At 59.3% G+C, this 2,928-nt stretch carries 2 protein-coding genes; one reads left to right on the top strand and one right to left on the bottom strand.

Features of this window, described 5'->3' with window-relative positions; translation table 11 throughout:
- Positions 1 to 257: 257 nt before the first annotated feature.
- The gene (locus AC1DE4_RS31560) at positions 258 to 1,295 is read right to left on the bottom strand and encodes an IS110 family RNA-guided transposase (RefSeq protein ID WP_477884732.1); all 1,038 of its coding nucleotides are present in this window, start codon (positions 1,293 to 1,295) and stop codon (positions 258 to 260) included.
- 254 nt (positions 1,296 to 1,549) lie between these two features.
- Here AC1DE4_RS31560 and AC1DE4_RS31555 point away from each other — a divergent pair, with 254 nt between their 5' ends.
- The gene (locus AC1DE4_RS31555) at positions 1,550 to 2,575 is read left to right on the top strand and encodes an IS110 family RNA-guided transposase (protein WP_477884731.1); all 1,026 of its coding nucleotides are present in this window, start codon (positions 1,550 to 1,552) and stop codon (positions 2,573 to 2,575) included.
- Positions 2,576 to 2,928: the final 353 nt, after the last annotated feature.

The following is a 2,928-nucleotide window of genomic DNA, read 5'->3' as shown; positions in this document are numbered from 1 at the left end:
CTTCTGTAACGGGCCTTGAGTCAATCCCTTGTGAGCTTAGTCCCTCGCCGAGTGCTTGCTTCTGTTCGCAGTCGGGGCTTGGCCGCTGCTTTATGGGGTCTGCTGAGGACCGGCTGGCCAATCTAGGAACGCGCAGTCACCTGAGTGCTGCTTGGCTTTCAGCGGCCTAACCCATCCATCGTCCCGGCGAAGGGACCTTGCTCCGGGGGGCTGATGGCAGTGCCCGCCCGAAACCTGTCCGGTTGTCTGTTTCCGGCTCAGGCGGCCATGGCTGCCTGAGCCTTGTGRGGAATGAAGTTGGTTCCATCCCTAAGCATGTGGTGCAACACCACCGCCAGCTTACGGGCCAGCGCGACACGCGCCTTTCTGGGACCCGCACGTCTGGCGACCGCCAGTGCCCAGCTTTTGAGATCCGAGCCTTTGACCGGTCGCGTGAGGATGACGTTGGCCGCCTCGTAGAGCGCGGTTCGTACGCCCACATCGCCAATCTTCGAGATGCGACCGCTATAGTCGGTCTCGCCCGATTGATACTTCTTCGGCGTCAATCCGAAATGCGGCCCCACTGCTCGGGATGAGCGGAAACGCTCCGGCGTATCTACGGCCGCCACGAATGTCAGCGCCACCACGACGCCAACGCCGGGCGTCGTCATCAGCCGCCGTGCGCTGTCGTCCTGACGGGCCATGGCACGCAGCTTTCGTTCAAACCCGGCAAATTCGTCCGCAAGTGCATCGCGCACCTTTAACAGCGACGCGGCRATCGCCTCCAAGGTCGGATGACCTTCAATCAGTTCGCGGATCCGTGCCGSATAGGTGCGCTGTGTCGTCGGCCCTACCTTGAGGCCGAAGCCGCGCAGTATGCCCCGGATGCTCATCTCGATGTCGTGAAGCTTTCCCTGGATGAGCTTGCGGGCGGTCAGCAACGCGCGCACTTCCTGGGCCGGAAGAGATTTGCAGTGGACCGGTCTGAACCAGCCAAGCCGCATCAACTGCGCGATGCCTCGCGCATCCTTCTTGTCGGTCTTCACCGGCATCGTCTTGAAGGCCGTCCGCACGTGCCGCGTCTCGATCAGTTCGACCGCCAGACCCGCCTTCGTCATCCCGGCATGCAGCCACTGCGACAAGGGGCCGGCCTCAAGACCGATCCGCTCCATGGCCACGCCGTGCTCGGCAAACCAGGCGATCAGCGCATCGGGCTCGCTCAGTACCTTTGCTTCACGCACGATGCGGCCATCTGCATCCACCACGCACACACTTGAATATTCCAACGAGACATCGATTCCGGCATACTGCTTCATGGTCGTCTCTCCGTGATGCTATGGAGCAGGCCACTCCTGACTCCGCGAAACCATCATTGTGAGGGACGACCACCAGCCTTTCAAACCTCGCTGGCCGAGCTCCGCCCGTTACATGGGGTAATCGCGGGAGCGAGTCGCCGCCCTGGGCGCCAGATTGGTCACGGTAGTGAATAGCAAGGTGGTTGTTCCCCGATAAGATGGAAATACGGGCTCACGACTGGACGCCGGGCCCAAACATCAATTGGAGAACAACCATGAGCGAATATATAGGCCTCGACGTATCATTGAAAGAGACGACAATTTCTATTCGGCGTGATGGCAAGAGGATTTGGCGCGGCAAATGCCCATCCGATCCGAAGCTGCTCGCAGAGGTGATCCGCCATCGCGCACCAGCAGCAGAGCGGGTGGTGTTCGAGACCGGTCCTTTGTCTGTGTGGTTCTATCATGCTCTGAGTGCAGAAGGACTTCCGGCAATCTGTATCGACGCCCGCCATGCCAAGGCCGCACTCGACATGGCCCCGAACAAAACAGACGCCAACGACGCCGACGGCTTGGCACAGCTGGCTGAGGTCGGCTTCTACCGCGAGGTTCGYGTGAAGGGCTATGACAGCATGCTTATCCGCACATTGGTGACCGCGCGCACCAAGCTGATCAGGATCATGACGGAGCTATCCAATCAGATTCGTGGGCTTATGAAGACGTTTGGGCTGGTCGTGCCCAAAGGTAGTGGCTTGGTATTTGAGACGAATGTACGCAATCTGTCGGGTAGCAATGCTGGCTTGGAACAGATCATCCTACCCCTTCTCGAGGCTTGGCGTAGTATCCGAGGCCGCGCTGCGCAACTTGATCGTCAGCTCGTCGCAATGGCACGGCAGAGCGACGCATGTCAGGTACTGACGTCCATCCCCGGGGTCGGTGCGGTGACTTCTGCCTCCTTTGTTGCGGCGATAGAGGATCCGAAAAACTTCCGAACCTCCCGGTCTGTGGGAGCATGGCTGGGACTGACAACAAGGCGGTATCAGTCCGGGGAAGTTGACTATGACGGCCACATCTCTCGGCGGGGAGATAGTCATCTGCGTGGCCTCCTTTATGAGGCCGCCACGGTGATCCTGACCCGAGCCCATGCTGACAGTTCACTTCGTGCCTGGGGGATGAAGCTCAGAGAGAAGGTCGGCTTCAAACGAGCAGCAGTTGCTGTGGCGCGCAAGCTATCCGTGACAATGCACAGAATGCTGACAACCGGCGAATTTTTTGATCGGTCCGCCGGCGTGACTGCCTGAGTTCACCAGGCATTCTGAATTGCGTCCGCCTTATCGGATGCGTTGAAACGTCCCTGCCGGGACGTAGGTCGGATCATTCCGCAGATGGTGTTTGCAGGTGAACGTGTACCGCGTCCATACTGCGTCCGTTACATTGGAAGATCCCTCCGGCGAAAACCCTTCATGCGGCGATCAGGTATCGACCGCGCAGACAACCGTGCTCCCGGCAAACGTCATCAACAACGCAACATGAAACAGCGGTCCGCACATCCACGGTTTAGTACTCGTCCCGGTCGAACGATGCTCGGCCGGGCGTTGTTGAGCATGTCAAAAAGAGTTTGACCAACGCAATGCGATTAGACAACACCATCTAG

This window comes from Rhizobium sp. 10N414 (genome assembly GCF_056394785.1).
Note: the sequence above shows the minus strand (reverse complement) of the source record. Positions and strands in the feature narration are given on the sequence as shown.